This is a genomic window from Streptomyces sp. URMC 126 (assembly GCF_051386555.1).
Classification (GTDB): domain Bacteria; phylum Actinomycetota; class Actinomycetes; order Streptomycetales; family Streptomycetaceae; genus Streptomyces.
The window spans coordinates 1-6,127 of sequence record NZ_JBPQTX010000378.1; the positions used below are offsets into that span (position 1 = coordinate 1).

Sequence of the window (6,127 nt, forward strand, 5' to 3'; positions counted from 1 at the left end):
GCGGTTGACCCGCCCCGACCCGACCCGAACCGCCCCACCTGATGACGGGAGGCACGAGACCCGGGCGCTGAAAGGTGCGGGCGAAAGGTGCCCGGAAGACGGCGCATCACCCCCGGGAACGACACCGGCCCGAAGACCCCCGGCTCGGCCCGTCGTTCACCGGTTCACCGGCGGAGCCGGGACCCGAGGGCTGCCCGCACGGCGCGGTCCGTGTCGCTCGCGGGGGACCCGTCCGCTCCTCCGGGCTCCGGCTCCAGCGCACTCCGCAACCGTCGCAGCAGCTCGTCGGCCGACCGCCAGACCGGGACGAACATGCCGGCGACCGGACCGACGCCCCGAACCGGGCCGCCGCCGGCGAGTTCGGCGATCTTCTTGACGGTCGAGACCGTCGCCGGATCCCGCAGGATCAGCCGCACCTCGTCCTCGACCAGCCGGATCTCCATCTTCCGTGCGGCGGCCTCCTCCGGGCCGGCGTCCGTGGTCGTTTCCGGATCCAGTTCGTCGATCTTGGCGATGACCGCGTCCGGATCGACCCCGAGCTCGCGGAGGACCCTGGCCGCCATACTGTCCTCCGCGCGCACCATCGCCTCCAACAGGTGGTGGCTGCCGACCGGCGCGGCACCGGCCAGCGCGCCGGCGGTGGACACGGCGTCCTCGACGGCGGGCGTCGCCGCGGACCATGGGCCGGTCACGGCTTCCTGGGGTCCCTCCAGCGCTGACAGCACCGCGGCCCGGACCCTGTCGACCGAGCCGAACCGCTTGGCGAGTACCTCCGCGCCGGCCCCCGCGCCTTCCCCGGCGAGGGCGAGCAGGATGTGCTCCGTGCCGATGTCGGTGTGACGCAGCCGCTGCGCCTCGCGCAGGGCGAGGTCCAGTGCCCGCTTCGCGCTCGGGGCGAACGGGATGTGGCCGTTGAGTGCTTGCGTGCCGGGCTCCACCACCGCGACGACATCGGCCCGCGCCGCCTCCTTGTCGTACCCAAGCCGGTGCAGGACGTTCGCCGCCGTGTGGTCCGGCACCTCAAGGAGCGCCAACAGAAGGTGCTCCGTGCCGATGTGATCGTGTTTGAGCAGCCGGGCTTCCTCCTGGGCCGTGACGACCACCTTGCGGGCTTTCACTGTGAACCGCTCAAAAGTCATGCTTCCATGCTCTCAACCCCGTCAATACGCTGCTTTTGACAGGGTGTCCGTGACGAAGGGAGGGTCTTGATGTCGACGGCATCGGGCTGGGAGGACAGGCTCGCGCGCTGGCAGAGCGAGCTGGAGTTGTTCGAGCGACTGGACGGGGCACCCTGGGTCACCTTGGCCAAGGCCCAGGCGGAGACCGGCGTTTCCCGCTCGGCCCTGCGCTCCTGGTACCGGAACGGCGAGATCCGGTCTCGGTTGGTGGACGGACCGAACGGACCGCAGCGCCTGGTCCGGCTGGACGCGGTGATCGAACGCGCCGCCGCCTCACCGCGCATTCAACGCAGGGCGGAACGGGAGGTCAGCCTGGAAGCCCAGGTCGCCCTGCTACGGCAACGGGTGGATCAACTTGAGCTGCGACTGGCGGCGTTGGAGCACGGGTGAGGGGCGCCGCGGGTCCGTTCACTCATTCCTGCGTGGAGGCCCGCCGGGCGTCGCCGGTGCGTGCGACCGAGGCGAGGCGAAGGCGGTGGCACCATTGACGAGCGAAGAAGCGATTCGGCTGAGCGTGGACGGCCGGGAGTTCACGGTCCGGGCGCGCCCGGAAGAACCCGGTGTCTACGACTTCGACTGGACCAACGGCCCGAGCGGCCGGGGCTTCTCCAGCGCCACCTCGGACGGGTCCCCGATGAGCCGCGAGGAATTGCAGACCGCAATCAGGGAGGTCGTGGAGACGTACGACTCCGATGAGGAGTAGGCGCTTCGGCGGCAGACATCGCCTCGCCCAGCACCCGAGCCCGAGGCCGGCTGACTGGGCAAGCCCCCAGGACCTCCCCGCCCGGCTCGCCAAAGGTCCGGGCAGGGGACTGACCGGCAAAGCCTCCATCACTCAAGGCCCACCCCCCACTGACAGTGCCCTTCGGCATCATGCCCTGCATGGATCTCGACCTTGCTCCTCCCGTCGGCGTCGGCCCCCTGCGGATCGGCATGGATCAGCAAGCGCCGACCCCGCCCTGAACTCGCTCCACGATCTCTCCTCGTTGTCGGATGCACACCGGCACGGACAGCACGTTTTCCGCTCGAAGCCGACGATGAACCGGAGGAAGAGCAGGGCTACTACTTCAGCTCGGCCCTCCTGGCACGGCCCGGCTACTACGACACCCCGGCCGAAGCCGAGGAACGACGTCGGCGAACCGGCTGATCGTTGTCCACCACAGGACACGGGCCAGGAGTGCGCGAAACCTGCCGTTCCGTACGGCTCCCGCCCGCCGCCGAAGCGCGGACTCGCTCGGCGCCGCGCCCTGCGGGCGGGGCGTGATGTACTGATCGGCGGCCGCTCGGTTCGGCCCCTGAAGACGGCATACGGCAGAGCGTGATGGAGCGAGCAGTGTGGGACGGTCCCTTCTACCGCGTCAAGCGTGACGGGTACGAGATCTGCTTCGTGCCCGGCGCGGGAGAGGACCTCGACACGGTCTGCAACGTGGACATGTGGGTCGTCCGCGATGACGGCGATCGCTGGTCCGGAACGGTGTTCACTCTCGACGAGGTGCAGCGGATCATGGACCACCAGCGGCAGGCGGGCGAGCCGGAAGGCGACTGCTGGTGGTGCTGGGACGGCCTCATCGTCCGTGAGGCGGGTGTGCCGGCAATGGTCAGGGCCATCGACGGGCTCTTCGCCACAGGCGAGTACAAGACGGTTCTTCGCCACGTCGGACCCGAAGCGGACCTTTGACTTTACGGGCGCGCGCTGATCGACGATGCCCCGACCGTGAGCGCTCGCCCGGGCATTCCGCACACGCGACACGGCCTGAGCTCGACCCTGGGCTTCGACCGGAGAGGCGAGAGGCGGTTGACCCGTGCGGTCCCGCCTTCTCGCTCGCCCTCGTCCCCGTCCGGTCGGCGGCAGGGCGGGAACGGCGGTCTCCCTTTCGCGCGAGGCTTGTGCTGGACTGGCCCGGAAGTCCACACACACGACAACGGGGGCGCGCCATGCCTTTCGAGGGCGAGTACGAGCCGAGCCCGGCGCAGTGGGTGCGTGAACAGGTCGAGTTGTACGAGAGTTCGGGCGGCACACAGGGCACGACGCTCTGGGACACGGGCCTGCCGGTCGTGATCGTCACGATGCGCGGCGCGAAGAGCGGCAGGATCCGCAAGATTCCGCTGATGCGTGTGGAGTACGAGGGGCGGTACGCGGCGGTGGCCTCGAAGGGCGGCTTCCCGCGCCACCCGGACTGGTACTTCAACCTCAAGGCCGATCCGCGGGTGGAACTCCAGGACGGCCCCGCCCGCCAGGCGATGACGGCACGTGAGGTCACGGGAGACGAGAGGGCCCAGTGGTGGCGACGCGCGGTCGCCGCGTATCCGCCGTACGCCGAATACCAGGAGAAGGCCCACCGCGTCATCCCGGTCTTCGTCCTCGAACCCGAGAACCCGGCCGGGCCGGCGAAGGCCCCGGAGCCGACGGGGGACTGATCCACTGACCCGCCTGTTCCGGCCTGCGGGGCATCGCGCGCGGCCGGGTCATGAGCCTGCTGTGCGCTCCGAGCCGCCGTATGCCGAACTTCCGCACCCTGAACCCCCGGCATTCCGAGCTGCTTCACGGCGGACCGCTGCGCGTCGCTTGTCCCCGGGCTCGCTTCCCGGCCGGGCGCGGTCCGCCGCGCTCAGTGCGGCGCGGGCGGCAGTTCGCCCGAGCCGCGGACGATCAGGCGCGTCGGCAACTCGATCCTCCGGGCCTCCGCCGCGTACCCGTCGAGGCGCTGGAAGAGGAGCTCCGCGGCGGTACGGCCGAGGCGGGCGGGGTCCTGGGCGACGACGGTGACGGCGGGGGAGAGAAGGTCGGCCAGTTCGAGGTCGTCGAAGCCGACGAGCGCGACGGGTCGCGCGAGTTCGGACAGTACGCGGACGGCCGTGGCCGTCACCCGGTTGTTGCCGGTGAAGAAGGCGGTGACCGGGGCCGGGCCGGACAGCATGCGCGCCATCTCGCCGCGTACGCGCTCGGGAACGGTCGGGCAGAGCGAGATCCAGCCGTCGTGAACCGGCAGCGCGGCGGCGTCCATCGCGGCCCGGTAGCCGCGCAGCCGCTCGGTCGCGGTGTGGATGCGCGGCTGGTCGCCGATGAAGCCGATCCGGCGGTGGCCGTGGGCGATCAGATGCGCCACGCCCTCTCGGGCACCCCCCGCGTGGTCGGAGAGGACGGTGTCGGCGGATATCAGCCCGGCGGGGCGGTCGACGAAGACCGTGGCCACGCCCGCCGCCATCTCCGGTTCCAGGTACCGGTGGTCGTCGCCGGCCGGGATGACGACGAGCCCGTCGACGCGGCGGGCGCAGAGGGCGAGGGCGAGTTCGCGCTCCCGCTCGGGGTCCTCGGCGCTGGAACCGTTGATGAGCAGCGCGCCGTGATCGCGGGCCACCTCCTCGACAGCGCGGTTGAGCGGGGCGTAGAAGGGATCCGCCAGGTCCTCCAGGACGAGACCGACGGACGAGGTCCGGCCCTTGCGCAGGACGCGGGCGCTGTCGTTGCGACGGAAACCGAGGGCGGCGATGGCCTCCCGGACGCGGCGTTCGGTCTCGGTGGTCACACCGGGCTCGCCGTTCACCACGCGGGACACGGTCTTCAACCCCACGCCGGCGCGCGTCGCCACGTCCTTCATGGTCGGACGGGTGCCGTAGCGGGGGCGCGGGGTGTGGGCGGTGTCGGGCACGTGGCGCGTCCTCTGTGGGCTTCGTGGGTTTGGTGGGGTTTCCTGGGCTGTGGGCTGTGGGCGCTGCGGATGGTTCCGGTGCTGTGTTCTGTGCTCGTGCTTCGTGCTTCGTGCTTTGTGTGTCGCGGGTGTCGTGTGTGTGCTGGGGGAGATGCGCGCTCTCCGCCGGTTCGGGGCGGTGTCCTACCGGGCCTTCGCGTACCCGCGTGTGCGGGACGCGTCGATCGAGCATAGGGCCTGGACAACGTTGTCAACAGTGGCGGAGACTGGCGGGAAAGCGACGGCCGGCCACCCGGGGCCGGCCGCGCCACGAGTGGAGCAGGAGACACCGTTCCTCATGCCGTCCCCCACGCACACCGGACCGGGCGCTCTCGTCGCCGCGCTCGACATCGGCGGGACCAAGATCGCGGGAGCGCTGGTGGACGCCGAGGGGCGGCTTCTCGTCCGCTCCCGGCGGCGGACCCCTGCCGAGGGTGACGCGGCGGTGGTGATGGGCGCGGTGGCCGAGGTGCTCGACGAACTCTCCGCTTCCACCGACTGGCGGCGCGTGCGCGCGGTGGGCATCGGCAGCGCCGGGCCCGTGGACGCGGCGCGCGGTACGGTCAGCCCCGTCAACGTACCGGGTTGGCGCGGCTTTCCGTTGGTGGCCGAGGTGGGACGTCGGGTCGGCGACCTGCCCGTCGTCCTCGTCGGGGACGGCGTCGCCATAACCGCCGCAGAACACTGGCTCGGCGCGGCGCGGGGACGGGCCGATGCCCTGTGCATGGTCGTGTCGACAGGCGTGGGAGGCGGGCTGGTGCTCGGCGGACGCCTGCATCCCGGCCGCACGGGCAATGCCGGGCACATCGGTCACATCAGTGTCGACCTGGACGGCGACCCGTGCCCCTGTGGCGCCCGGGGCTGCGTCGAACGCATCGCCAGCGGCCCCAACATCGCCCGCCGGGCCCTGGAGTCCGGCTGGCTGCCCGGGCCGGATGGTGACACGGGCGCGACGGGCGTCGCCGCGGCGGCCCGCGCCGGCGACCCCCTGGCCGTCGCGTCGTTCGACCGTGCCGCTCAGGCCCTCGCGGCCGGCATCGCCGCGACGGCGGTCCTCACCGAGATCGAGGTCGCGGTGGTGGGCGGCGGCGTCGCGGGCGCCGGCGACGTCCTCTTCGCGCCGTTGCGCCGCTACCTGCGCGAGTACGCGACGTTGTCCTTCGCCGTCGGCGTCGAGGTCCTGCCGGCCCGGCTGGGCGGCGACGCCGGCCTGGTGGGCGCGGCGGCTGCCGCGGCGGAGGGGACCGGGGTGTGGGGGCG

7 protein-coding genes are annotated in these 6,127 nt (G+C 71.8%); 5 read left to right on the top strand and 2 right to left on the bottom strand.

Translation table 11 applies throughout. From position 1 onward, the window contains the following. Positions 1-164: 164 nt before the first annotated feature. Positions 165-1,139 carry a Clp protease N-terminal domain-containing protein gene (locus tag ACSNOK_RS29505; protein ID WP_436783855.1) on the bottom strand — a complete coding sequence of 325 codons (975 nt, stop codon included), beginning with the start codon at positions 1,137-1,139 and terminating at the stop codon, positions 165-167. A 69-nt stretch (positions 1,140-1,208) separates the two neighbouring features. Between ACSNOK_RS29505 and ACSNOK_RS29510 the strand changes: the two genes are divergently transcribed. The 4 genes from ACSNOK_RS29510 (at position 1,209) to ACSNOK_RS29525 (ending at position 3,596) form a co-directional block, all read left to right on the top strand. Continuing rightward, complete coding sequence (locus ACSNOK_RS29510; protein WP_436783856.1) at positions 1,209-1,568, top strand: excisionase; 360 nt, start codon at positions 1,209-1,211, stop codon at positions 1,566-1,568. Positions 1,569-1,662: 94 nt separating this feature from the next. Beyond that, positions 1,663-1,881, top strand: a complete 219-nt coding sequence (locus tag ACSNOK_RS29515) for a hypothetical protein (protein ID WP_436783857.1) — start codon at positions 1,663-1,665, stop codon at positions 1,879-1,881. A gap of 618 nt (positions 1,882-2,499) precedes the next feature. Continuing rightward, positions 2,500-2,856: a hypothetical protein gene (locus ACSNOK_RS29520; RefSeq protein ID WP_436783858.1), complete on the top strand. Its 357-nt coding sequence runs from the start codon at positions 2,500-2,502 to the stop codon at positions 2,854-2,856. 257 nt (positions 2,857-3,113) lie between these two features. Then, positions 3,114-3,596: a nitroreductase family deazaflavin-dependent oxidoreductase gene (locus ACSNOK_RS29525; RefSeq protein WP_436783859.1), complete on the top strand. Its 483-nt coding sequence runs from the start codon at positions 3,114-3,116 to the stop codon at positions 3,594-3,596. Positions 3,597-3,787: 191 nt separating this feature from the next. Here the strand turns inward: ACSNOK_RS29525 and ACSNOK_RS29530 are convergent, their stop codons facing one another. Next, on the bottom strand, positions 3,788-4,777 hold the full coding sequence (locus ACSNOK_RS29530; protein ID WP_436783861.1) for a LacI family DNA-binding transcriptional regulator: 990 nt from the start codon (positions 4,775-4,777) through the stop codon (positions 3,788-3,790). 388 nt (positions 4,778-5,165) lie between these two features. Here ACSNOK_RS29530 and ACSNOK_RS29535 point away from each other — a divergent pair. After that, positions 5,166-6,127 (top strand): ROK family protein (locus ACSNOK_RS29535; protein ID WP_436783860.1); only part of this gene is annotated, 962 nt, incomplete at its 3' end.

Excerpts from the sequence above, each read along its gene's own strand:
- ACSNOK_RS29510 (WP_436783856.1), top strand. The coding sequence starts at position 1,209 with ATGTCGACGGCATCGGGCTGGGAGGACAGGCTCGCGCGCTGGCAGAGC.
- ACSNOK_RS29525 (WP_436783859.1), top strand. The coding sequence starts at position 3,114 with ATGCCTTTCGAGGGCGAGTACGAGCCGAGCCCGGCGCAGTGGGTGCGT.
- ACSNOK_RS29505 (WP_436783855.1), bottom strand. The coding sequence starts at position 1,139 with ATGACTTTTGAGCGGTTCACAGTGAAAGCCCGCAAGGTGGTCGTCACG.
- ACSNOK_RS29520 (WP_436783858.1), top strand. The coding sequence starts at position 2,500 with ATGGAGCGAGCAGTGTGGGACGGTCCCTTCTACCGCGTCAAGCGTGAC.
- ACSNOK_RS29530 (WP_436783861.1), bottom strand. The coding sequence starts at position 4,777 with ATGAAGGACGTGGCGACGCGCGCCGGCGTGGGGTTGAAGACCGTGTCC.